This is a genomic window from Desulforamulus aeronauticus DSM 10349 (assembly GCF_900142375.1).
Taxonomy (GTDB): Bacteria; Bacillota; Desulfotomaculia; order Desulfotomaculales; family Desulfotomaculaceae; genus Desulfotomaculum; species Desulfotomaculum aeronauticum.
In genome coordinates, this window is record NZ_FRAR01000006.1 from 118,608 (window position 1) to 142,649 (window position 24,042).

General features: G+C 40.7%; 24 protein-coding genes, 1 pseudogene and 1 riboswitch. Of the genes and pseudogenes, 11 read left to right on the forward strand and 14 right to left on the reverse strand.

Annotated features, from left to right (window positions below; all coding sequences use genetic code 11):
* Window positions 1-230: 230 nt before the first annotated feature.
* Window positions 231-734: a YqeG family HAD IIIA-type phosphatase gene (locus tag BUA78_RS02930; RefSeq protein WP_072910798.1), complete on the reverse strand. Its 504-nt coding sequence runs from the start codon at window positions 732-734 to the stop codon at window positions 231-233.
* A 250-nt stretch (window positions 735-984) separates the two neighbouring features.
* Between BUA78_RS02930 and BUA78_RS02935 the strand changes: the two genes are divergently transcribed.
* Window positions 985-1,167 (forward strand): sigma factor, encoded by a 183-nt coding sequence (locus BUA78_RS02935; RefSeq protein ID WP_238456694.1) that lies wholly within the window; start codon window positions 985-987, stop codon window positions 1,165-1,167.
* Between the two features lie 1,303 nt (window positions 1,168-2,470).
* Here BUA78_RS02935 and BUA78_RS02945 read toward each other — a convergent pair.
* Window positions 2,471-3,370, reverse strand: a complete 900-nt coding sequence (locus BUA78_RS02945; protein ID WP_072910813.1) for a DUF6973 domain-containing protein — start codon at window positions 3,368-3,370, stop codon at window positions 2,471-2,473.
* A gap of 648 nt (window positions 3,371-4,018) precedes the next feature.
* On the opposite strand from BUA78_RS02945, the pseudogene BUA78_RS02950 reads away from it, so the two are divergent.
* A pseudogene (locus tag BUA78_RS02950) lies at window positions 4,019-4,153 on the forward strand (integrase core domain-containing protein); the annotation flags it as partial.
* 264 nt (window positions 4,154-4,417) lie between these two features.
* Window positions 4,418-4,801, forward strand: a complete 384-nt coding sequence (locus tag BUA78_RS02955; protein WP_072910814.1) for a sigma-70 family RNA polymerase sigma factor — start codon at window positions 4,418-4,420, stop codon at window positions 4,799-4,801.
* 69 nt (window positions 4,802-4,870) lie between these two features.
* Here the strand turns inward: BUA78_RS02955 and BUA78_RS02960 are convergent, their stop codons facing one another.
* Window positions 4,871-5,197 carry a helix-turn-helix domain-containing protein gene (locus tag BUA78_RS02960; protein WP_072910815.1) on the reverse strand — a complete coding sequence of 109 codons (327 nt, stop codon included), beginning with the start codon at window positions 5,195-5,197 and terminating at the stop codon, window positions 4,871-4,873.
* Window positions 5,198-5,268: 71 nt separating this feature from the next.
* Window positions 5,269-5,354, forward strand: a riboswitch (cyclic di-GMP riboswitch).
* A gap of 46 nt (window positions 5,355-5,400) precedes the next feature.
* Between BUA78_RS02960 and BUA78_RS02965 the strand changes: the two genes are divergently transcribed.
* Complete coding sequence (locus BUA78_RS02965; protein WP_238456695.1) at window positions 5,401-5,982, forward strand: HD-GYP domain-containing protein; 582 nt, start codon at window positions 5,401-5,403, stop codon at window positions 5,980-5,982.
* A gap of 218 nt (window positions 5,983-6,200) precedes the next feature.
* Here the strand turns inward: BUA78_RS02965 and BUA78_RS02970 are convergent, their stop codons facing one another.
* A complete protein-coding gene (locus BUA78_RS02970; RefSeq protein WP_072910817.1) occupies window positions 6,201-7,718 on the reverse strand; it encodes a recombinase family protein in 1,518 nt (505 codons plus the stop codon).
* Between the two features lie 395 nt (window positions 7,719-8,113).
* A complete protein-coding gene (locus BUA78_RS02975) occupies window positions 8,114-8,998 on the reverse strand; it encodes a LysR family transcriptional regulator (RefSeq protein WP_072910818.1) in 885 nt (294 codons plus the stop codon).
* A 205-nt stretch (window positions 8,999-9,203) separates the two neighbouring features.
* Here BUA78_RS02975 and BUA78_RS02980 point away from each other — a divergent pair, with 205 nt between their 5' ends.
* The 3 genes from BUA78_RS02980 to BUA78_RS02990 all read left to right on the forward strand — a co-directional run bounded on the left by BUA78_RS02980 (window position 9,204) and on the right by BUA78_RS02990 (window position 11,240).
* On the forward strand, window positions 9,204-9,860 hold the full coding sequence (locus BUA78_RS02980; RefSeq protein WP_072910820.1) for a B3/B4 domain-containing protein: 657 nt from the start codon (window positions 9,204-9,206) through the stop codon (window positions 9,858-9,860).
* Window positions 9,848-10,795, forward strand: coding sequence for a DMT family transporter (locus BUA78_RS02985; protein WP_072910821.1), 948 nt, complete (start codon window positions 9,848-9,850; stop codon window positions 10,793-10,795). The genes BUA78_RS02980 and BUA78_RS02985 overlap by 13 nt, the downstream gene beginning before the upstream one ends.
* Before the next feature lie 88 nt (window positions 10,796-10,883).
* Window positions 10,884-11,240 (forward strand): sigma-70 family RNA polymerase sigma factor, encoded by a 357-nt coding sequence (locus tag BUA78_RS02990; RefSeq protein ID WP_072910823.1) that lies wholly within the window; start codon window positions 10,884-10,886, stop codon window positions 11,238-11,240.
* 83 nt (window positions 11,241-11,323) lie between these two features.
* Here the strand turns inward: BUA78_RS02990 and BUA78_RS02995 are convergent, their stop codons facing one another.
* Window positions 11,324-11,965, reverse strand: coding sequence for a lactate utilization protein (locus tag BUA78_RS02995; RefSeq protein WP_072910824.1), 642 nt, complete (start codon window positions 11,963-11,965; stop codon window positions 11,324-11,326).
* A 474-nt stretch (window positions 11,966-12,439) separates the two neighbouring features.
* Between BUA78_RS02995 and BUA78_RS03000 the strand changes: the two genes are divergently transcribed.
* The 4 genes from BUA78_RS03000 (at window position 12,440) to BUA78_RS03015 (ending at window position 16,410) form a co-directional block, all read left to right on the forward strand.
* Window positions 12,440-13,648: a dicarboxylate/amino acid:cation symporter gene (locus BUA78_RS03000; RefSeq protein WP_072910826.1), complete on the forward strand. Its 1,209-nt coding sequence runs from the start codon at window positions 12,440-12,442 to the stop codon at window positions 13,646-13,648.
* Entirely contained in the window at window positions 13,648-14,859 is a 1,212-nt protein-coding gene (gene ilvA / locus BUA78_RS03005; protein WP_072910827.1) for a threonine ammonia-lyase, read from the forward strand. The genes BUA78_RS03000 and ilvA overlap by 1 nt, the downstream gene beginning before the upstream one ends.
* A gap of 103 nt (window positions 14,860-14,962) precedes the next feature.
* A complete protein-coding gene (locus tag BUA78_RS03010; protein WP_072910828.1) occupies window positions 14,963-16,168 on the forward strand; it encodes a diguanylate cyclase in 1,206 nt (401 codons plus the stop codon).
* A gap of 41 nt (window positions 16,169-16,209) precedes the next feature.
* A complete protein-coding gene (locus tag BUA78_RS03015) occupies window positions 16,210-16,410 on the forward strand; it encodes a DUF3892 domain-containing protein (RefSeq protein WP_072910997.1) in 201 nt (66 codons plus the stop codon).
* A 158-nt stretch (window positions 16,411-16,568) separates the two neighbouring features.
* On the opposite strand, the gene BUA78_RS03020 is transcribed toward BUA78_RS03015, so the two are convergent.
* The 8 genes from BUA78_RS03020 to BUA78_RS03055 all read right to left on the reverse strand — a co-directional run bounded on the left by BUA78_RS03020 (window position 16,569) and on the right by BUA78_RS03055 (window position 24,001).
* Window positions 16,569-16,829: a DUF3243 family protein gene (locus BUA78_RS03020; RefSeq protein WP_072910830.1), complete on the reverse strand. Its 261-nt coding sequence runs from the start codon at window positions 16,827-16,829 to the stop codon at window positions 16,569-16,571.
* Window positions 16,830-16,833: 4 nt separating this feature from the next.
* Window positions 16,834-17,643, reverse strand: coding sequence for a prolipoprotein diacylglyceryl transferase (gene lgt, locus BUA78_RS03025; protein WP_072910831.1), 810 nt, complete (start codon window positions 17,641-17,643; stop codon window positions 16,834-16,836).
* 173 nt (window positions 17,644-17,816) lie between these two features.
* Window positions 17,817-18,134: a thioredoxin gene (gene trxA, locus BUA78_RS03030; protein WP_072910833.1), complete on the reverse strand. Its 318-nt coding sequence runs from the start codon at window positions 18,132-18,134 to the stop codon at window positions 17,817-17,819.
* A gap of 142 nt (window positions 18,135-18,276) precedes the next feature.
* Window positions 18,277-19,044, reverse strand: coding sequence for a helix-turn-helix domain-containing protein (locus BUA78_RS03035; protein ID WP_072910834.1), 768 nt, complete (start codon window positions 19,042-19,044; stop codon window positions 18,277-18,279).
* 60 nt (window positions 19,045-19,104) lie between these two features.
* Window positions 19,105-20,862 (reverse strand): peptidoglycan D,D-transpeptidase FtsI family protein, encoded by a 1,758-nt coding sequence (locus BUA78_RS03040; protein ID WP_238456696.1) that lies wholly within the window; start codon window positions 20,860-20,862, stop codon window positions 19,105-19,107.
* An 8-nt stretch (window positions 20,863-20,870) separates the two neighbouring features.
* Entirely contained in the window at window positions 20,871-22,094 is a 1,224-nt protein-coding gene (locus BUA78_RS03045; RefSeq protein WP_072910836.1) for a peptidase U32 family protein, read from the reverse strand.
* A gap of 26 nt (window positions 22,095-22,120) precedes the next feature.
* Window positions 22,121-23,140: an endolytic transglycosylase MltG gene (gene mltG / locus BUA78_RS03050; protein ID WP_238456697.1), complete on the reverse strand. Its 1,020-nt coding sequence runs from the start codon at window positions 23,138-23,140 to the stop codon at window positions 22,121-22,123.
* A 117-nt stretch (window positions 23,141-23,257) separates the two neighbouring features.
* A complete protein-coding gene (locus BUA78_RS03055; protein WP_072910837.1) occupies window positions 23,258-24,001 on the reverse strand; it encodes a P-loop NTPase family protein in 744 nt (247 codons plus the stop codon).
* Window positions 24,002-24,042: the final 41 nt, after the last annotated feature.

Consider the following 24,042-nt stretch of genomic DNA (forward strand, 5'->3'; position numbering starts at 1 on the left):
CCGTAAGTGCAAGAAAAGCTTGCCTACCTGCCCGTAACCTATAGGTTATGCCCTATAGGGGTGCGCCAAGTTCTTTAGACGCTGGCGGAAGCTCTTAGTTTGCCCTTATGTATATTGAAAGTATAAAACTTTCCGATATGCCAAAAAAGCTTGGCTTGAGCCAAGCATGAACTATTCACTAAGTATCCTTGATCAGGCACCATGGTTAATTCTTGATGAGTGAATTAACATTATTGCAGCTGGCTTCTTTTAATCCGTCGAAGCACCAGTTTTTCCAACTGGCGATTAATTTTTGTACCTAAAAACTCTTTACCTGCCAGAGGGGTCACTAAAATAGTATATACTCCTAGGCGATTACCAGCCAAAACATCGGTAAAGACCTGATCTCCAACCATAGCCGTTTCATGAACCCTTGTACCTACAATACTAAGTGCTTTCCGTAGCCCTGCACGTAAAGGCTTTCGGGCCTTATGCACCCCAGGCACCTGTAAAATATTGGATAAAGCAGAAACTCGACTTTCATTGTTATTTGATACAAAACAAACTTTAAAGCCTTGAGCACAGAGTTCTCGAAACCAGGCTTCAATTGCGGGGTCCAGTTGCTGACGATCCCAGGGTATGAGAGTATTATCTATATCAAAGAGAATCGCTTTAATACCAAGTCTTTTCAATTGATCCAGCTCTATCTGAAACAAACTAGCTACATACTGCTTAGGATATAGCTTTGTAAGCATTTACGTCACCATCTTTAAAGAATTCATTTGTTTAAATTAATGCGTTACGCCTATTTTACCTTTATCTGGTACCCTTCGTCAACTTCACTCCTGCCGGCTTCGGACCAAACAAATTATCCTTCTGCTTCACCGGACAGACACCCATTGCTCTTCTTTTCATAACATGTATTGTTGACTTAATTTAATAGGGGGGATTGCTTGATGCTTTCCTCAGCCACTAAATGAAAAAGAAGAATCTCATTATCTTGGTATGCTTACAAAGGGGTATGAAGCGGCACGCAATGTCTTAACAGAGAGAAGTCTCCGATTAGTGGCCCATATCGTAAAAAAATTCGACTTCACTGGTGAAGACGTTGACGATCTGATATCCATCGGCACGATCGGGCTTATTAAGGCTATTAACACCTTTAAGTCAGACAAGGCACCCGCCTAGCAACTTGTATTAAAAATGCAATCCTCTTATAACAGAAACATTCTATTACAATCAAAGTGTAAAAGTTGGGCTGATTTAAACTCTGTTGGCGGTCGGATTAGGTATTATAGGTTAGATCATGGTCTCTTCAGGAAGATATAACTACAAGAGCGGATATAGAAGTGCACGATAAAAAGATATGAGAATAACCGCGAGGAATCTCTCTAAATAAAAAAATAAGTCATCCCGTAAGAAATTAAATCTTACCCAGCAGAAAAAAACTATTGTTGGGAGAAAGTCCGTTAAAAAACCTCTAAGTGAACACTATTTATTGATTGCTAAGTTTTTATACCCGGTCGATTTATTAATTAAGACCGGTGGATGGTGGTAAATTGGCCTTGGCGTCATATTATATGGGAATAAAGTTCAGCAAGTCATTCTACCTCTGTGGTAATAGGACGTGCTGAACTTTATAATTTTAGAAAGAATAAATCTTAAATCATACTTTCCAAACAGGCAATACGAATGTCTTTGCTAGACCATTTTACTCGACAGTGATGGCTACAGCTGAAAGACTCCATAAATACACCTGAATTCATAACATTTGGGGTTGGATATATCATCTCTTTACCTACTTGTTAACATAAAAGAAAAAGTCAGGACGAGCCCTTACTTTCTTGCCACCCTCTGTTTCCTTCTATCTGCTCCACTCTTACCTGGCCAACCCATCTTTCTAGGCCCAGTACCATCGAAATTTAAACCACCAGGAGCAATTGTTAGATAATTTAACATTAATGAATACTGCCTCTCTTTAGTAATAGAATTGAAAATTACATATTTTACAATTAAGGCAAGAATGTGTAAAGAGGTTGACCTAAATTAAATTAGGTCAACCTCTACTCCAATTAAAAGTTCAAAATACTGTTTAAAATAAGGCGAAAATTAATCTCAATTCTAGAAAAATTAGGGCTATAAAGATTATAGCTATACTAACATTTTGACTAACTTTTACATGTATAAGTCTCCTGGCTAAAATGTTTAGAGTTATTATTGCTATATATAGCAGAATGGTAAATATAGCTGGATATAGAATTAGCAATTTTAATTTCTCATTAATTAGAATATCACCTGGAGAAAAATCACTAGCACTAAATCTTTCAAAACCAATCCACAAAACTAAAAATTTTTGAAAAGTGTAAGTAACGAAGATTACTAAACTAACTATAAAAAACATGTAATAGTTTTTATACTTCATTTTATGGATACCCTCTTAAGTAAATTTAACTTATGAGGTTACTTATAAAATAACCTCATAAGCAAAGAATTATAAAGAGCCAGAATATATCGAGTATGCAACACTCTTTTGAATTGAATCAATTTGGTTTAGACTTATAATGGTCATGCCTTCTCTTAATGCTTTAGCAAATGCTTCATGGTGACCTAGGCTCGAATATGTTTTAGCATAATATCGGCCTCTACCATTGTTAATAAAATCCATAAAAGTAGGCTTGTCAGTAAACATATTTAAAAATGCACTCTCAGATTGGGAGCACCCAATCTTGGCTTGTAAGGCAAATTCTGCCGCTTCAAAAATTATATTCGAAGAGTTTGAGTTTTGATATATTTTAGCAGCAGCATAAGAAAATTCGTGGTTGTCGGTTATTATCTTAGTCTTGGAGGTTCCAATGCCATTTGAGAGTATATAATTCCAACTAAAATGTCTGAATGCATCTGCTTCGTTATCCCATGTTATTAAAGTTCCATTACTATAGTAGTTATGATCTTTAGCATATTGGACTGCATCATCTCTTGCGATGTTAGATGCATCGAATCCGGCAATTATATCCTCATTTGTTAAATTTGGCTCAAGAAGATCCATTATAATTTCTGTATATCTTGCAAGTTCAGGTGTTGTGTATTCTGCTGATGCTTTTTGAATCTTAAATAAAGGTGAGCTTCTATCTTCTAATTCTAAAAGTAAAATTTCCAAATCCTCGATAATTTCTTTCATTTGGGTCTCTTCTTCTTGAGAATATTGTTTGGGATCTTTATTTACTACAACATCTTTGTGGATTTTTTTAACCTTGCCTCTTAAATCCGACATATCTTTTGAGTGTTTCAATTTTATTTTTTCTGGTTTATCAGAGTTTTTTGCAAAGGAAACGGGTACGATAGATATACTAAATAGCATTATTGTGATTAAAAATATTGCGATTTTTTTCAAAAATAAGCCCTCCTGTTTAAATATTTTTCAAGGTTGTTTCAATATAGACATTTAAATCTACTTATCAACTCCTTTATTATAAATTCATGGTTATAAATAACTATAATATTTATAATAAAAAAATTATTTTCCTTCTTTTTTACTTATTAATATTTCGCCTATCTTCGACATTAATTTAGATATTAATCATTCTATATGGTTATGGTTAATACTTTTTGTTATGTACTAACTCTTCCACTGCTTAAGTTTCCTCAGCTTTTATGTTCCGCTAACTCGTACCAATCTACTTGAAACGTGAGAATTCTCGGTTCATTTAGGCTACTATTGGCGCCCCCTATCCCTGAAGGCCCCCCTGTCCAGGCCTTAAAATTTTTGACCTTCTCCCACAAAACTAGTCCACTATAAGAAATCAAAGTTTACTGAACCAGATTGCTTTTGCTCTTAAACAGGCCATGGAAACCCCAGGTATTACCGAACAAACTTTTTACAGATGTAAAAGAAATATGGATATCTTTACAACGGCAAGAGATTTCGGTCACTTACAGTCCTTGATACTTTCAGTCTTAAATGCTTGACAATCTTTGTTGACCAACGAATTAAAGGTGGTAATATAGTAGAAGTTATAACATGGTTGTTGAAATCGGTATAAAACTTGGATTTTCGAGACCTGGCAAACCAACAGATAATGCATTCATTGAATCCTTCAACGGCAGCTTTCGGGACGAATGTCTCAATGTGAACAGGTTCTTATCTTTCCAGGATGCAAGGCAAAAAATTGAGGCCTAGAGGTTAGACTATAATGAATACCGTCCACATAGTTCACTAGGCAATTGACACCTAGAGAATTCCAATTATCAGCTCTCAAACTGGCTAAAGGTCGGAATCCCTTGGCTGGACCAGCAGTTTTTGGGGAACCCTCATTCGTCAACTTCACTCCTGCCGGCTTCGGACCAAACAAATTATCCTTCTGCTTCACCGGACAGACACCCATTGCTCTTCTTTTCATAACATGTATTGTTGACTTAATTTAATAGGGGGGATTGCTTGATGCTTTCCGGCCTGTGGACGGCTGCTATCCTGTCGGTTGTAAATGGGGTTATGGCACTGGTTGCTTATATTGCCAACAATACCTTTCCTCAGCCACTAAATGAAAAAGAAGAATCTCATTATCTTGGTATGCTAGCAAAGGGGGATGAAGCGGCACGCAATGTCTTAACAGAGAGAAATCTCCGATTGGTGGCCCATATCGTAAAAAAATTCGACTCCACCGGCGAAGACGTTGATGATCTGATATCCATCGGCACGATCGGGCTGATTAAGGCTATTAACACCTTTAAGCCAGACAAAGGCACCCGTCTGGCAACCTACGCCGCCCGTTGTATTGAAAATGAAATGCCGCTGACAAGTACGAGCGGCATTTTTTCCCATTAACCTATTAACTTAGGTACCTTCCTATGCTAACTCTTTTTTGTTCGTTAGACTTTCTATATTTAAAAGAACTTATTTATCAAGAACTTCAAGATAGGCATCTAAAAACTTTATTAAGAATTGTTTATGATTTCCCCCTAATCTGACTATCTTTTCTATTCTCCATCCTAATTCAATGTTTTCGTTAGACTCCCTATTAATAAATAAGATATGGGGACTTATGTTAAAAACACTTGATATTTTTTCAATAACTTCGAAACCTGGATTTCTTTCTCCTCTTTCAAGATAACCCCAAAAAGCCTCAGAAACACCTACTAAAGCCGCAGCCTCCTTACGTGTTAGATTATTATCTAAACGAATTATTTTAAGATTATTACCAAAATTGTTTGCTATGGACATTAATAAGTGCCTCCAAAACATATAGTTAATTTTTTGTTGAAACACGCAACATGTTGTTGTATAATTCAAGTGAATACGATGGGCAAACCAACCGAAAGGTTGGGACGCAAAGCCATGGGTCTAACGCATGTCACGCTATGATTGCCAGGCTACGGAGGAATTATAAATTTCCCTCCGCAATTTTCACGTTGGGAGGGTGTTTTTTGTTCTTTATTGCTAAAGCAATGCTTGGCAAGATGCCAACAAACCTGCTATCCCATTCTAAGAGGGTATCTGCTTTAGGGTATATTCTTTCAAAGCAAATAGGTTTAACAACTAAAGAATGTAATAATATTGCCTTGGGTGGATTATTACATGATATTGGTAAATGTTCAGTAAAACCCAGCATCCTTAACAAAAAAGACACTCTAACTCAGGATGAGTTTAACGAAATTAAATTGCACTGCACCTATGGTGTAAATATGATTCAAAATATAAAGAGTGATTCCCCGATCTTACCAATCATCCAATATCATCATGAACGATGGGATGGATTAGGGTATTTTGGTCTTAAAAATTCCGAAATCCCTTTAGCTGCTAGAATAATTAGTATTGCAGATGCTTTTGACGCGATGACATCCTATAGACCCTATCAAGCGAAACGGCAAGAAGAAGATGCCCTAATGGAATTAACCCGGTGCGCCAATTCCCAATTTGATCCACATTTAGTTAAAGAATTTAATACTATTTATCCTACATTATCCTATCATCTGATAGATTATAATAAATTCATTGAGCACATTTAGATCTCTCATATATTTTTGATGTAAAGTGTTTCCGATTGAATGAAACTATATGCTACTACTATATAGTATAATATTTGAATAAATATTGCGTATTTATTAATTTTTTCGGTTTTTCTACAATAAACGTCTTTTTTCGCACACAGTCATAATATCAAAATGCCGCTACAAGAGTTAGTGGCATTTTATTTTATTTATATTTTATTTTAAAATTTAGTAACTTAGGCAATAGGTGAATCTTCTCTCCTTTCTACCATTGCTAAACCTTCCGTTTGCTCCGGAATTTTGGCTATTACTGTCACCTTAATAAACCTTAGTCCATCTCCTCCTTGAACACCTCTACCTAAAACAATTACCTGTTTAATCAAAGTTCTTACCAATGAAACCTTCTCTGAAAAATCAAGTTCATCCAACCTGGTTAGAATTGCTTTGGAGATTTCTCTCAGCTCCTCAATTCTTTCCATCGAATCATGATGTTGTTTTTGTAACAGGAGTAGTTCCTTTTTACGTTTCTCCAATCTCTCTTGACGGCATTTTAATTCGGCTAATCGTCCTTTAATGCTATCATTTACGTCAACTAGTCCATTCGCTACTAAATTAATTACCGCAGTTTGTCCCTTATTGATATCCTCCAGATGTTTATCGATAATATCAATTTGTTCATCTGGATCTTCTCGCCTTACTAAATAGCCTACTGCTTCTTGGGCTAATCGTTCTGAATCTTGTAACCATACTTGAACCTGATTCCAAACGGCTTCCTCAAGCACCTCCGCTAGTATCATTTTAGCAGGACGACACCCCTCGTTTTTAAATCCTTGGCAGCTCTTGTTACAAGTATATCTTCGTTCTCTTTTTCCCCACCACTTTGTGTAAACACCTGTCATGGTATTGCCACAATCTGCACAGGTTACTAAGCCCGAAAGAAGATAGCCCTGTTTTTCTTTACCTGCATATAACCTGCGAACTTCCTTGAGTTTTTCTTGGGCCTTTTCAAAGAGGCCTTCATTAATTATTGTTGGTACCTCAATGAAGGTCTCTTTGTATCTCCACAAACCAATGTATACGGTATTTGTTAGAATTTGTTTGATTACTTGCCGGTGCCACTGGGCTACCCCGCGTCTGGTAGGAACTCCATTTTCATTTAAGCGTTTAGCGATACCGTTGGCACCCATATTTTCAGTAACAAACCAATTAAAAATATTAGTAACAGTTTTTCTTTCCTGGTCCCGATATGTCACTTTTCCCGTTTCAGGATTATAATTATAGCCAAAAACATCAAAGTTTACAGGTATCCCACCCTGCTTTGCTTTTTGATCCTTGCCTCGTCCCATTCTGTCCCGTATTTTTTCCCGTTCATATTCTGCAATTGCTCCACGAATGGAGTAAAATAAACGACCTTCAGGAGTATCTTTCCAATCGAAATCCAAAAATTCAAGTTTCACACCCAATTTTTCTAGCTCTTCAGTTATCAGTAGTTGGTGGGCTAGTTTGCGGGAGAGACGATCAGGATCACGAACTACCAGTATTTGAAACTGGTTAGACCTGGCCGCCTCTCTCATTTCAGTAAGTCCAGGACGTTCTAAAATGGTTCCCGATATGCCTTCGTCCGAAAAAACAAGTATTTCTTCAGCACCTAAATAACGGGCCCGACTGCAGCAAGCTTCCCGTTGCTCAGCTAAACTATAACCATATTTTGCTTGGTCATCGGTACTTACCCGGATATAGACTGCTGCTTGCAAAAAGATAACCTCCGTTCCAAAACCTTCCTAGATAGGAGTTTATATGCGTCACTAAGCCCGTTTCCTTCCTTAGAATACTGAATCGTCAGGTTTACCAAGGGTTTCTTCATTTCTTGTTGAGGTTTATTTCTCATAAATGAATCCCTCCCTGTATAACATATGTTTCATGAGTTTGTACACTTGCTGGAATAAGGTTACTTTCCTTATAAAAATAAAAATCGCCGACTATAGTCGACGACTTATCGAAATTGCTTCTCATCTGTGCTAGGCCGCCACCCTACCGTGGCGGCCTAGCAGAAGTTTCAATTCTACCTGGCACCAAAAAATCCCATGAATTTATGGGCGACAACAAGTACGTCCATTTTTTATGCGACACCTTTATAGGAGATGCTTCCTTATCGCCGCGTCTCTCGACAAGTCAAGCGACTTGTCGCATAGTCCACAAATCGTTTGACAGCAGGTGAAGCGGTCTTTAGTGACGGAAGCGCAATTCCAAGCATAATTTGCTGTGGTGGATCAAGTGGGAGTTTCACAACATTGCTTTGCCACTTTTTTGTAATCAACTCGTTCATAATACTCATTCCCATCCCCTGTTCAATCATTGCTAACGCGGCAAAATTTTCCAAAGTGGAGAAACAAATTTTGGGGGCCAGTTTATTTCTGCTTAATAGCTCTGCTACATCGTCGTCGCGTCCCAGCGCAGGCATAATAAATCGCTCATCTTGACAGTTTTGAAGTGGATAGACTGCTTCATCTGCAAGCGGATGTGTTTTTGGCAGAACTGCGAGCATTGGGTCTGCTGCAAGCGGTATCCATTCATAAGGCATTGGTTCTTGATAACTAAAAAAAGCAATATCTGTTCTTTTATCAGAAAGCCAACTTTCGACCTCCTGCCGTATACCTTCCATAAGTCGTATTTCTATTTGTGGATATGCTTCTTGAAAACCTTTTATGACCGATGGTAACCAATGCGTTGCAATGCTGGAGTAAGCACCAATTGTAACGCTGCCCATAGCCAACCCTTTTATTTCTGCGTTGATTTGATAAAGCCGTTCTTCTTGTAATAATATGTCTCTCAAAACGGGGATAATTTTCAATGCATTATCGGTAGGTCTTACGCCTTTTTTATCCCGTGTGAGCAAAGGAAAACCCATTTCTTTTTCAAATGAATTTACCAACTGACTCACTCCCGATATGGTGTATCCCAATGCTGTCGCCGCTTTAGAAAAACTACCAAGCTCTACTGATGTAATGAATACTTTGCATTTTGTAATATCCATATAAACCTTCTCCCATATTTAAGTAATACTTAAATCATCTTTAAATAATTATATATTTACTTAACATAGGGAAAATTATACAATGTGTTCAGTATAACAACAAGGGCTCAATAGAAAAAAGCTTCTGTCCCTTTCGTATTATGGCGCTTTCTTGCAATGCTGGGGTTGTTTGATAACAAAACACATAAGAAGGATCGGTGAGAAAATGAAGATTTCTATTTCAGACGAGGTATCTGGAATTTGTCCGAAAACTGCGTTAGGCGTTTTGTCTTATAAGGCTACGGTTGTTCCAAGTACGCAGGAATTAATTGCTCTATTTGAGGATGTAGTAGCGACACTGTTCCAGGAATATTCCATTGAGAAAATAGCTCAAAATCCACACATTACCGCAACGCGTCAGGCATATAAGGCCCTCGGAAAATCTCCACATGAATATCGCAATGCTGCAGAAGCCATGCTTCGTCGTATTGTGCAAGGGAAAGGGTTATATCAGATTAATAACATTGTCGAGGTAAATAATCTTATTTCCATTACTTCCGGCTACTCCATCGGGTCATACGATGCCAACCAACTCAAAGGCAATATTGAACTTCAACGTGCAGCAAGTGGGTCTCATTACGATGGTATTGGAAAAGCTAGTATAAATATCGAATACTTACCTACACTCTATGATGAATTAGGAGCTTTCGGAAATCCGAGCAGCGATAGCCGCAGAGCTATGATACAACTTGGAGATCATGAAATAGTCACCATTTTTTATTCTTTCGATGGCGCCGAAAAACTCGATAACTGGATGGAAAGGTTTTCGTTATATTTGAAAAACTATTGCGGTGTAATGAGGATAGAAAAATGGGTCGTTTAGGCCAACAACATTGGCGCATCCTTGCTCCGTTTTTGATTGTAGTGGCCAGTGTCTTTTGGGGGATGATCGGACTATTTTCTAATTCCCTGACAAAAGCAGGATTAAGTGCCCTGCAAATTACCGAAGGCCGTTGTTTCGTTTCCGCTGCAATTTTGGGTTTTTTTTTATTGCTGACCAATAGAAAATATTTGAAAATTAAGCTGCATGATTTATGGTTGTTTATCGGAACAGGAGTCGTTAGTATTGCCTTTTTTAATATATGCTATTTCATTGCCATTTCTGAAAGTACCTTGTCCATTGCATGTATCTTGCTGCATACTTCGCCCTGTTTTGTAATGTTGTTTTCATGCGTGCTTTTTCGTGAACGCTTTACCTTACGAAAAGGGATCGCTATCATCCTTGCTTTTGTTGGTTGTATGTATACTACAGGATTTATCAACGGTGCTGGCGAAACGAGCATCACAGGAGTAGCTTTAATTGCTGGATTAGGCTCCGGTATTGGCTATGCACTCTACAGCGTTATTGGAAGAGTTGCTTTAACAAAATACAACTGGTTAACACTTATTACCTATACCTTTTTGTTTGCCTCAATCGCGCTGTTTCCATTTTGCAAACCATCTGAAATTCTTAGCATTGCTGTCGCTGAAAACACTGTCATATTACATATTGTTTTACTTGGAGTACTGTCAACTCTGTTGCCGTTTCTCCTTTATACGAAAGGTTTGGAATACATGGACACGGGCAAGGCTGCACTCCTGACCTTTGTAGAACCTGTGGTAGCAACAATTATTGGCATTACTGTGTTTCACGAGGTATTTACAGGATATATTGCAACTGGCATTGTATTGGTTGTTTTATCAATTATAGTTATTAACTATCAACAAACTCGCATTAAAAACTGGAGTACAGAGGTTTTAGCCGCCCACCGGGAATAAAGATTCTGCTTAGGCAACAAGGTGCCTGGTTACAACTAAAGAATACGGGTTATTCCGCTACCTACTTGTCATAGACATTGAAATCCTTATGCACTTGCGATTCATTAAGAAAGTGAAGGCGGAAGTTTCCCTTTATGATCCCATTGGTGTTGACAAAGAAGGTAATGAAATAAGTCTCATCGATATTCTGGGTACCGACCCAGAGGTGGTGGCGGACACCGTAGAAATCGCCTTTGAGAAAAATCGTTTACTGGAAAAGGTTCATAAACTAAATATCCGAGAAAAGAGGGTGCTGGAAATGCGTTTTGGTCTTGGCAATTCCAGTCGCAAAACCCAACGGGAAATTGCCCGGACTTTGGGAATCTCCCGTTCTTATGTATCACGCATTGAGAAGAGAGCTTTAAATAAATTAGTTAAGGAATTGTGTATAGAAGGCTGCCAATAGGCGGTTTTAGAGGAAGCTTGAACTAGCAAGGCGGCCCCACTTTGGGTGCCGCCTTTAACATTTTTGATTCATTCCATTTATTCTTAGTATCCTAATTCTTCACCTACCACCACCACGGTAATATCTGTTAAGGAAGGCTTTCTCTTGAGAACGGAAAGAATTCTGCAAATTCTGCCGGAACCCTTGCAATCTGCACAGACCCCAGTCACAGTACAGGGATTATTAGTATTCAGCCGTTTATTATTTTTCGGTGCAGCAATGGTCTGCAAGCGTTCTACGGCAGAATCGACATCTTGGCAAATCTTATTAGTTCCAACCACAATAACAACCTTTTTAGGGCCGAAAGTTAAGGCAGACACCCGGTTGCCCACGCCATCCATATTGACTAAACAGCCATCTAAAGTAACAGCATTGGTGCTGGCTAGAAAAACATCACAGACCTGCTGCTTACGCATTACCTCCATTCTTTCTTCGAGAGTGAGTTGCGGATCGCCATGGACGAGCAGTTCTGCCCCCTTAGCTTTCGCCTTTTCTACCAAATCCAAGTCCTGGCTGATGGTCATGGAACCCCCAAAGCCTACTTGTGCCCCACTGGTAATGTAACTCAGTACATGCTCTATAGCTTCTTCCTTACTAGGAAAATAGACCGCATCAAATTGATTTTTCTTTAATGCTTCTACAGTTTTTTGTCCAAGGGTATCTTTATGCCATTGATGAATACTCATGCCAACTCCTCCTAAAAAGACCGGATTATGTTAACTTTCCGGTCTTAAAATTTGTTTACTACCATTAATTATACAACTCCTGCAGCTTTTTTCCACTGGCTTGTAAAAAGCCTTTCCCTTTAAACAGCTTGCAAGCAGCAATTCAGGAAGTGATTCCCTTTTTAAGACAACCCTGTAGTAAGTAGAATTTTTACCCAATAGTACTCCTGTCACGGACACTTGTATTTTATGGTATTTTTTTACTTCGGCAAAATATTGCTAAAATTATTGAAATTATGCGTAATTGATTGTAACATGTCATTGTTGAAATGTCATTTTATTTATCAAGCATCTCCATTTGTCTTTCTGGTGTGTACATCAGATCTAAAACAATTAGCCTGTCCTAGTAACTAACTAAGTAAGGAGGGTTGTAAATTTCATTTCATCGTTTAACCCAATGACCGAAAAATAGTAACTGAAAGAGAGGGTTTGTGTATGAAGAAAGTAGGACTATTAACGAGATTAATTATTGGTCTTGTTTTAGGTATTATTGTAGGTTATATTTCTAAGGAATTTTTACAATTTGATTTCTTTGTGCGTTTACTCGCTACCTTTAACGGTATTTTTGGTGGTTTCTTAGGATATGTAATTCCACTGATTATTATTGGTTTCGTAGCTCCCGGTATTGCTGAATTGGGTAAAGGAGCCGGACGTTTACTGGGTATTACCACTTTACTGGCTTACGCATCTACCATTATAGCTGGTACCTTTGCCTATGTTGTGGGTACCGGACTACTGCCCAAAATCGTTAGTGCCGTGGGTGGACAAGCCTCCAATCCAGAAGATGCACTGGTGAAAGGCTTCTTCCAAGTGGATATGCCCCCTATCATGGGTGTAATGACTGCCCTAGTTACTGCCTTCCTGTTTGGACTAGGCATGGCCGCCATTAAGAATAAATCCTTGTTCCAGGTAACCAAGGACTTCCAAGAAATTGTGGAAAAAGTAATTCAAAATGTGATCATTCCCTTATTGCCCATTCACATCGCTGGTATTTTTGCCAACATGACCTATGCCGGTGAAGTAGCTAAAATCATGAAGATCTTTGGCTCTGTGTTTGCCATCGTTATCATTAGTCATATTGTCATTATCATTTTCCAATATATGATTGCCGGTACCTTCGCCGGCAAGAACCCTTTTACAGCTCTAAAAAATATGGTACCTGCTTATCTAACCGCCATCGGTACCCAGTCTTCCGCAGCTACCATCCCTGTTACCCTGCGCTGCGCTAAAAAGAATGGTATTTCTGATGGTGTGGCCGATTTTGCTGTACCTCTCTGTGCTACCATTCACCTATCCGGTAGTACCATTACTCTAACCATGTGTGCTATGGCTGTTATGATGATGTCTGGAGCAAGTATAAACTTTGGCCTGATGTTTCCTTTCATTCTGATGCTGGGTGTAACCATGGTGGCAGCTCCCGGGGTTCCTGGTGGTGCCGTTATGGCAGCCCTTGGTCTGCTACAGTCCATGCTGGGTTTTTCCGAAGCTCAACTGGGGCTGATGATTGCTCTTTATCTCACCCAAGACAGTTTTGGTACTGCCTGCAACGTTACCGGTGACGGTGCTATTGCCCTGTTGGCTGACAAATTTGCCAGGGGTGGCTCCGGTGTGACTGGTACCATTACCGTAGGTGGTGAAGCATAGTGCAAAATATTACTCTGGCCGATATCTATACTGCCAGGGAATGTCTGAAGGGTGTTATTCATCATACGGATCTGGTTCCGAACACTACCCTCAGTGAAATGACTGGCAGCGATGTTTATTTGAAACTAGAAAACCTTCAGAAAACGGGTTCTTTTAAGATTCGTGGAGCTTTTAATAAAATCTGCAACCTTTCAAGTGCAGAGAAACAAGCCGGCGTGATTGCCTCTTCAGCAGGCAATCACGCCCAAGGGGTTGCCCTGGCCGCCTCTACCTATGGCATTCGATCTACCATTGTTATGCCCACCTGCGCTCCCCTGGCTAAAATTACTGCTACCAAGAGCTATGGGGCCAACGTGGTTTTACACGGCAACGTTTATGATGACGCTTATGCCAAGGCTATGGAAATACAAAAGGAAACCGGTGCAACCTTTATTCATCCCTTTGATGATCCCTATGTCATCGCCGGACAGGGAACCATCGCCCTTGAGATACTAGATGAATTACCTGCCGTGGATGCCATTTTAATACCCATTGGTGGCGGCGGCATAGTAGCAGGCATTGCCATTGCTGCCAAAGCTATTAAACCAAGTGTTAAAATTATTGGTGTAGAACCTGCCAATGCTGCTTCTATGAGGGAATCCTCCCAGGCAGGCAAAATCATCACCTTGTCCAGCGCAAACACAATCGCTGATGGTATCGCCGTGAAAACACCCGGTACTCTGACGTATGATATTGTCAAAGAATATGTTGATGAATTTGTGACAGTAGAAGAAGATGAAATCGCCAATGCCATTCTGATATTAATGGAAAGATGCAAACTCATTGCTGAAGGTGCTGGAGCAGCTTCTGTGGCTGCGCTACTTAACAGCAAAGTGAATTTACCTGGTAAAAAAATAGCGGCGGTTATCAGTGGCGGTAATATTGATGTTAATATGCTATCTCGCATTGTTGACAAAGGATTGGCTAAAGCCGGCCGAAAAACCGAACTTACCACTATCATTCCTGATAAACCCGGTCAACTACAAGGATTATTGAAAAGCATTGGTGATTTATCGGCCAATGTTGTAGAAGTTCATCATAATCGTATTCGTTCCGAGGTGGAACTGGGATCTGCCCGGGTAGATCTAGTATTGGAAACCCAGGATAGCGAACATCTAGCTTCTATTATTCAAGAACTAATTAAAAAGGGCTATTGTGTTCAGCGTATCTAGACTGCCATTATGGTAGTCTTTTTCTTTTTGCAAATCGGCAGGAAGTTCTCGAAAATAGTCGTAATAATATACAACCACGCAACCATTTTAGTAAGAGGTGTATATGAAGCTAGGCAGCTTAACTAAAAAATATCTGTTGGCCCTCGCCTTGATTGCCACTTTATCTATTACGGCTTTTTGTATCGTCTATCAGGTTATCCAGACACAAGATACCTATGCCTCCATCATTAATGTCAGTGGCCGTCAACGTATGTTATCTCAGAAAGCGGCTCTATTAAGCAGCCAATTACTGCATTGTAAAAATGATACCGAAGAAATGCAAATACGTAACCAACTATACGAAGTCAAATCTTTAATAGAAGCCTCCCACAGGGGGCTTCTATTAGGCGATCCCGTCATGAAATTGCCCGGTGACCCCTCCCCGGAAGTACAAGCTATTTACTATGATCCACCTGTGTCTTTAGACCAGCAAATTCGCACTTTTACTGGTCATATCGATTCGTTACTAAATGAACCCGGGCAAAAACTAACGCTCAACAATCCCCATTTAGTGTATATTCTTACTGCTGCCAAAGGAGATTTACTCCAGGCTCTGGATAAAGCAGTAAAATTATATGAAGCAGAAGCCCAAAATCATATTAAAATGCTTCAAATACTGGAAGTTATCATTGTCTGTTTAACGCTTCTGCTGCTTTTATTCGAAGCTTTCTTTATTTTTCGCCCTATGATCCGTCATGTCTATAAAGAAACCAGTCTCTTACGAAATCACAATCATCAACTACGGGTGCTATCCTCCTTTGACAGCCTAACAGGTATTGCTAATCGGCGTTCCTTTGATGAATATCTAGCTAACGAATGGAAACGAACAACTAGGAACTCCACATGGCTTTCCTTAATTCTTTTAGACATCGACTTTTTTAAATACTATAACGATACCTACGGACACCAGGCAGGTGATCATTGCCTGTATCAAGTGGCCACTGCCCTCAACAATTCCTTACACCGTTCTGGTGATTTAGTGGCTCGCTATGGCGGGGAAGAATTTGCTGTTATTTTACCGGATACAGATTCTCGGGAAGCCTTGATAGTAGCGGAAAACCTACGTACCGAAATTGAAAACTTAAACATACCCCATGCTAGCTCGGCTATTGCTAATTATGTCACTGTCAGTGTTGGAGTAGCATCCACCCTACCTACGCAACACAGCACCCCCGAAGAGGTAATCGCCGAAGCAGACCAAGCCCTTTATAAGGCTAAGCAATCCGGCCGCAACAAAGTTATGCATTATGTCAAGTATTTTAACACATAATAGGTTCAGCAAAATAAAGGGGTGATACTTAAGTGCATATTATGGAGGTTAAAGAAAATGCAGCCGGGGAAATCACGGATGTCATGATTAATGGTAACACGTATAGCATGGAACAGGCCGTAAAACTTGCAAAGTCAGGTGAACTTGAAGGAGTAAAACTATCTGCGAGGGAAAATGGTGAGCAATATATTTCCCATTTTGCAAATGGTATGGAATTAAGTCAATTGCCCAGATTTGTTTAAAAAATCTTGACTTACGTAGTGTAGAAGTTTTCTACCATGATAATAACTGTCCCTGTGACATTATCATTTTCTTCAGGAGCCAAATTTAGTTGGCATGTATGTCTTATACTTTCGCATACGTTGAAAATGGTAAAAAGGAGGAGCCGCGGCTCCTCCTCTTAATGTTTCGTACTTGCTTTGTGAGCTGTTCGGGCCATGAGAGAAGCGAGGGTTTTTCTCTCTTCTTCATTTCCCTCCTCCCAAAGTTCCTTCATCAAACGCTGTTCGTGATTAGCGGGATCCAATGTTCCGGCAAAGAAATCCCCCAGACGGTAGGCCGCATTATTGATGCTCTCCTCATCCATACCGACTCGTTCTCCCAAACCTACTGCACCACCTAAAATCTCTTTCCATTTATGCCAGTTATGTCCTAGTTCCACAAAATCACCTCCTGCTGTTATTTTGTCCGGTTGAATAAATCAAATTCTTGTCCTTCTTTGGAAATAAATTGTATAAATAATACATTAAAGCCAGCGATACCAGAATTGTGGCTACCGAAGAGACTTGAGCAGCCTTTAAATTCATAAAGGTTCTCAAGCTATCCCCCCGCCAAAATTCCAAGGTAAACCGTCCTACGGAATAAAGTATAAAATAGCTGAGGGCAATAAACCCAGGAAAAGGTTTTCTCTTGAGTAGGGCTAGCAGTACTATCAACACTAACACATCCCAAGCAGCTTCAAAAAGAACTGCAGGAAAGAGTGGCTGGGAACCAAAGGCATAATAAGCATCTGTTCCGGCGGGATAGATAACACCCAAATGAACATGGGGAATCCCAAAGCAGCAGCCATTTAAAAAACAGCCTAAACGTCCAATGGCCTGTCCCACCAATACACCAGGAGCTAATGTATCCATCATGGGCCAGATAGCAATATTTCGTTTACGACAGTACCAAATAACCGCCAGTAATCCTCCTAATACGGAACCCTGCACTGAGATACCGCCATTCCAAATAGCGGGAATCTCTAGTAGGTGGTTACCATAATACTCCCAGCTAAACACCACTTCCCACAATCTTGCCCCTACCAAGCCGCCCAGAATGGCATAGAAGGCCAGGTCCAAAACTTCTTCTGCATAACGCCCCTGAGCTCTAGCTACCAGAAAAGCTACCAGTAAGCCCCCTAAAATCCCCAGAGAGAGCATTACACCAAAGGAACGTATTGGCCAGTCTCCAATGTAAAATAATATTTGGTGCAAAGAATCAACTCCATTCTGCCGTTATCTCCCATTGCTCTTTTTATTATGTAAACTAAAAGGTCATTTGTATTATTATGTTAACTATTTTAGGCCGTACCGTAAAAATTACCCTTATTTAAAATTAGGATTATAAAATATAAATCCCCCGTTAGTAAACGGAGGATTTATCCTTCTTACAGTGTAGCTTCCAGTTTCTTTTCCAGGTCGGCTTTACTAGTAAAACCAATTATTTGGTCTACCTTTTGACCATTCTTAAAGAAAATCAAAGTTGGAATACTCATAACACCAAATTGTTGAGCTAAGTCTCTGTTTTCGTCCACATTTACCTTGCCGATTTTAACTTTACCGGCATATTCCGTAGCTAATTGCTCCACAATAGGAGCAATGGCGCGGCAGGGACCACACCAAGCGGCCCAGAAGTCCACCAATACAGGTACATCGGACTTCAGCACCTCGTTTTCAAAGTTCGCAGCATTTAATTCTAAAGCCATGTTTCAACCCGCCTCCTTGAAGATACTATAATTTTATTCTTGGCATATTTGGCATAGCTTAACTCTTAAGACTTCACTTGAAACTATAATACTAAATTTTTTATTCGCTAGCAATACACTTAGGGGAATTTTTTTTACCAGCTTATGACAACTCAGATTTTTTAAATAATTGGATAAAATTTAAAATAAACTGTAGTTCCTTTTCATTTAAATTACAAACCAGACTTAGAACTGCCTGTACGTTAGGGTGAATTAATAATTCCCTAAGCTCCGGATTCATCAAACTAACCATTTGGTCAACGGCACCGGGCTCCATAATAAAGTAGCAGGGGGATACACCCATTACTTCTGAAAGTTTTTCCAACGTCTTCAGAGAAGGCTGTACCTTTCCTTGTTCAATTTGGCCAATAAGTCCCGCTGTAACACCGGCTAAATTAGCCAATTGTGCCTGAGTCAGACCATATTCTTCTCTAAGATGCTTTAATTTATACCCCAGGGACCCTTCGTGTCCCATCAGAGCAGTGGCCGGTACCCCAAGCCCCTCGGAGATTCGTTTTAGAGTATTCAGTGCGGGATAAACAGTGCCTCTTTCAATCTCACTGAGGTAGGAAAGGGAAATGCCAATTTTGTCCGCCAGTTCCTGCAATGAAAGTCCATTCTCATTTCGAATGATTCGTATCTTTTCCCCAAGTCCAAGCCCGGTATCAGTAATTTCACCTTCAACCAGTTGTGTCTTAGACACGTTAAGTGCAGCCGCTAATTTGTCAATGGTCTTCAAAGAAGGTCTTTTAGATCCTCTTTCAATCTCACTTAAATAGGATAAGGACAGTTTTGCACGGCGTGCTAGATCTTGCAGGGTATAGCCTCTCTCTTCACGTAAGGCTCGGATTTGATCCCCTCGCACTATCATGACAATATCCCCCATAGCAAACAAAATATACTAACATTCTACGATAATTTTGTTAACCCGTCAATGTGGCAACATTAGGATACTCTTCTCAATTTCTCTAAATATCGGAGCAGCGGAAGCTCCTCCACTGATACCACCCTCTACTAATACTGTAACCACATATTTAGGTCTATCATAGGGTGCAAAACCAGAAAACCAGGCATTTACAGTTTTCTTCCCATTACCTATTTCGGCAGAACCAGTCTTTCCAGCACTTCCATAGCCCGAAACCATCGCCTCCTTTCCAACACCCTTTTCAGTTACCAACCATAGCAACCGTTTTATTTCTTTAGCAGTCTCACTGGAGATAACCTTATGGCTGCCACCCATAGGATAATGACGGCTCATCTTACCCTGTTCGTTCAACACACCTTTCACTAACCTTGGTTCAATATACACTCCATTATTGACAATAACATTCATCATAGCCGTAAGTTGCACTGGAGTCGTTAAAACCGGTCCCTGTCCAACACTACTATTGACAAGGTTATAAGGTTTAGCGATAAGCTCTAAATTTTGTCTTTGATCTTTGGATAGCGGATAACCAATAATATTTTGTGATGCCAAGCCAAAGGCTTGAGCATACTTAATTATTTTTTGGGCACCCAGCTTTACAGCGAGTTCTGCAAAAACCGGGTTACAAGATTGGGCAAAGGCTTCTTCAAAGGTAATGGGACCGTGTCCGGGTTTATGCCAGCAACTAATGTAATGATCCTTATCTCCTAGACAAACAAAGCTATCCCCAGGTTTTACTAGGCCTTCCTCCAGCGCCGCTGCCGCCACCACCACTTTGAAAATTGATCCTGGTTGATATAAAGCCGTACAATGATCTAAAAAGGCATCATTGCCATCAGATAATGACTGGGCAATATTAGCCGGATTATAGTTCGGCCTGCTGGCCATTGCCAGCAGATCACCAGTTCGGGCATCCATAACCACCACCGCACCTCGGGGTAACTGCTCATCCATAATTTTTTCGACAGTGGCTTGTATATCTCGATCAAGGGTGGTAATCACATCCTGGCGACCGGTTTTCTGCTGTGGTTCAGTTTGAATCCCTAACCCTTGAATCAACCGCCGATAAACATCAACGTAGGCTCTGGCAAGCATCGTCGGCTGTTCTGCCTTTAGTTCTTTTTCATAAAAGTATTCCAGACCACTGGTACCTATTAAATCGGATATTTTGTAATTTTTTTCAGTCAAACTATTTAGTTTTTCCAAGCTGGCAAGCCCTGAGATATGCCCCAGGTGGCCCACCACATGGGATGCCAGGGGTTCGACTCCGTATCGTAAAGAAATTTCCTCGACCATAACCCCTGGGATCTTAAGATCTTTAATTTGCCTAATCTGGCTCTCTGTCAGCGGATAGGGCAAAAATTGTGGCTTGGCATGAAAAAAAGCCAGCAACTCATCTGGGTTGCGGCCTAAAATTCTGCCCAACCTGTTGGCTGCTGTTTGTTTCTCTTGAATAATTTGTGGGAAAAGAGTAATTCTCGGTTCCTTCTCACCCATGGTTAAAGACTGTTGACCGGTTCTATCTAGAATTTTTCCCCGGGGTATTTCTTCTAAAGCCACTTGCAAAGTCCGCTGCTCTAGAGCCTTTTGACTGTATTCCTCATTATGGAACAACTGAATAACAGCCAAATGTACCAACAGCGGCACAAAAAGAAAGGCAATTAGATAAAAGGTTTTTATCAAACGTTTCTGTTGAAATAGATTCATGGAAAACATTCCTTTTTGGCGAGCATCAACATCACTATTCTCACCAAAAATTGGCATGTCTAACCCTACCCCAGCCTCCTGAGCATGGACATAGGGGGTATCGGCTCCTTCACTGACAAATGAATAATTTGTTGGGGATGTGGCGCCACTTCTAGGGGCTCCCCAGTTTCTCCGTCGTATATTTCATTCACTATCATGATCTGATTATCACCTTTAGCTGTAAGCACTTCTAAAGTTTCCCCTTGCCGAAAATTATTGCGCTGTTCCACAATAATCCTACCGGTAGACTCGTCATAATCCAGCACCAAACCCACAAAGGCAGCCAACCGGGTATAGGAACTGGCACCACGCTCCACCGTGGCAGTTTGCCCTTGATCTCCCATTAAAAAGCCTGTGGTGTATTCCCGGTGACTAACTTTTTTGATCTCTTCCAGCCACGCTGGTGTTACACTATAGCCGGCGGGGTCCTGGCGGTAGGCATCAATGGCTTGACGGTACACCTTAATCACGGTAGCCAGGTAATGAATACTCTTCATGCGCCCCTCAATTTTATAGCTGCTGATACCGGCTTCTGCCAGCTGGGGTACGTATTCCAACAGACAGAGATCTTTACTGCTCATAAAATAAGTGCCCCGGTCATCTTCTTCTACTGGGAAATACTGTCCGGGTCTCTTCTCTTCTACCAGATGATAACGCCAACGACAGGACTGAGCACAATCTCCTCTGTTCGCATCCCGTCCTGTCATAAAATTACTTAACAGGCAGCGGCCGGAATAGGACATACACATGGCTCCATGGACAAAGGATTCCAATTCAATGTCCACCCGGGAGGCAATCTCGCTTATTTCGGGCAGCGATAATTCCCTGGCCAGCACAATTCTTTCTACCCCCAATCGTTTCCAGAGGGCAGCGCTGGCCCAGTTGGTGGTATTAGCCTGAGTACTAAGATGCACCGCTAATTGGGGCTGCAGGTTAAGTACCATATCCACCACTCCAGGATCGCTGGCAATGACAGCATCGGCACCCGCTTTGGCAATAAAATCGAGGTAGGCCGGTAACTTGTCCAGGTCCTGGTTATGGGCATAGATATTGATAGCGACATAAACCTTTACCTGATGCCTATGGGCAAATTCGATGCCTGCCAGCAATTCCTGGTCATCGAAATTACCTGCCCCGGCACGCAGACTAAACTGCCGCCCCCCCAGGTAGACGGCATCTGCCCCGTAGAGGACGGCAATCTTAAGCTTTTCTAAATCTCCGGCCGGAGCCAAGAGTTCTAGTGGTTGCAAAATGGACACCTCATTTGAAACTCATTTTATTTTATGTATTTAGCTTTATTTTGCATATGTTCTGCGTAGGTCTTGGCAAAGACATGATAGCCATCGGGTTTGGCTAAATAATAAAGATATTCGGTTTGGGCTGGCGTCACGGCCGCCACTAAGGACTCCTTACCCGGTGCAGCAATAGGCCCCACTGGTAGCCCTTTATATTTATAAGTATTGTAAGGAGAGTCCACTTCTAAATCTTTATAATATATTTTCTCCCGATGTCCCCCTAGTGCATACTCCACTGTAGCATCGATCTGTAAGAGCATATCCTTTCTTAAACGGTTATGAATAACACTGGAAATGAGCGTGCGATCCTCGTCTTTACTCGCCTCCCGCTCGATCATGGAAGCAATGGTCATAACCTGGTGCAAGGTAAGATTTAATGCTCTGGCTCTTTCTTCAAGCTTTAATTCTTTAATCTGTCTATCCATGCCTGCCAGCATGACATTAATGATGTCTTTTTCTGTACTGTCTAAGCTGATATTATAGGTTTCCGGAAACAGATACCCTTCTAAACGCTTTTCACCGGTAGGAAGTCCTTTTAAAAAGGGATAATCATATTTACCAGTAACCAACAGATCAGAAAATAACTCTTCCCGGATAAGACCTTTATCAGCCAAGCTGTTCGTTATTTGTTTCAGGGTATAGCCTTCCGGAATGGTAAAGGTCTTGGTGGCAGTTTTCCCATGAACCAAGATAGTTAAAATCTCCTCGGTAGACATAGCCGGATTAAGCATATATAAGCCTGCTTTGATCTGACTATCCAGCTTGTGATAACGGGCATAGAGACGGAAGGCAGTGGCACTACGAATAATTTTCTGCTCTTTAAGTTTTTCAGCAATCTCCCCGGTATGACTTTGGGGAGCCACCTGAATCAATACATTTGGTGCCTGACCGGAAGTATCCAACGGCTTCAACAACGAGAAGGCATACTGCCAGAGTATGCCAAAAATCACCAAGGATAATAAGAGAGCCATTCTTTTTTGAAATTTTAATTTTCCAACCAAACAAAACACAACCTTTAGTTAATTAGATCAATTATAACATTTTTACGTTTAATTGGACAAGAAAGAGTGGCCTTAAAGAAACAAAAGCATCCCTCGCCTGGAGAGATGCTGAGAAATTTAGTTCATTTTATTAAGTCCTTTTTCTTCAGGCAAAACTGCTTCAAATAAAATCATGGGATCAGCCAAACCCTTTACTACCTCATCCAAGACCAAATTAATGTGTACACCCTTGGTAGCTACCACTGGAATAATCGGTTTGCTACGATAAATTCGCTGCAATAATTTAAGGGTGGTGGAAGTAATCTCCCTGGGGGTCTCATCCACTTTGGTCACCACCAAAATATCCGCTTCATCCAGCAGAAAATTCCCTGGTTCCATAATGATTTCACCCTTCAAGCCCGCAGGGATGATGGTTACCAGCACATCGGCCAGTTTACGGCACTCATCCGCCTTGTAGCCATCATTAATACCCACAGCTTCAATTAGAACTACATTCGGTAACGAAGCTGCTTTTGGGATATCCTTCTGAGATAGGTTGCCCAATTCCAATACCGATCTAACTTTGTTAAGTTCTTCCAGAGCCTTACGGGCACCTTCTATAAGCTTGTTCTTTTCTTTAATTTGATTGATAGCATTGCGGATAACTCTTTCAATATCCGAAGCAATGTCTCTGCCTGGTTCCGGCACTGCAATCGTTAAATAGCTCGGCTCTATACCCTTTAGTAAATAAGGCTTTTCGTCCTGTACCCCTGAGCCAACTGCTAGGGGCTGAAAATTACGATTCTTCAAGCCTTTGTACAGTTCACCCAGGATAGTAGATTTACCGCCATCATTACGGCCACAAACAACTATTCTTTTCAAGCTAGGCCCCCTCCTTGCCCCAAATATCCTTAGATAGATGT